General features: G+C 64.1%; 1 protein-coding gene. It reads right to left on the reverse strand.

Translation table 11 applies throughout. From position 1 onward, the window contains the following. Positions 1-412: peptidoglycan-binding protein (locus HKX41_10545; GenBank protein NNC24569.1), on the reverse strand; the 412-nt coding region annotated here is incomplete at both ends.

The raw sequence follows: 412 nt of genomic DNA on the forward strand, positions 1-412 counted from the left end.
CTTCAGCCCCTTTTCGACGATGCCTGGGGTCAGATTGCGGAACTGCACCGAGGTGCTCCACAGCGCGTCCTGCACCGCCGGGCCGCGGTCGCTGAGGTCGATGCCGCGTTTTTCCAGCTTGTTCACCTGGACGTCGTAGTGGGTCTTGCGAATGAACTCATGCTGGTCCTGGGCGAAGGCCGGGTCGGTCTTCGCCAGCTCACGCCATTTGGCGTTGAACTCTGGCGTGGCCGGCGTCATGCCGGCGAACTGATCGCGGTAAGGCGATTGGTCGAGGTATTCGCGCAGCGTGCCGGTCTTGCTCGACAGCTGGTACGAACCGTAGGACACGCCACCGTGGTCGCCCTTGCCGGTGGAGATCGTGCCAGCGCCGCGGTTGCCCGTTTCGTATCGTTGCGAGGTGTCTCCCAGC

This window comes from Salifodinibacter halophilus (assembly GCA_012999515.1).
GTDB lineage: Bacteria > Pseudomonadota > Gammaproteobacteria > Nevskiales > Salinisphaeraceae > Salifodinibacter > Salifodinibacter halophilus.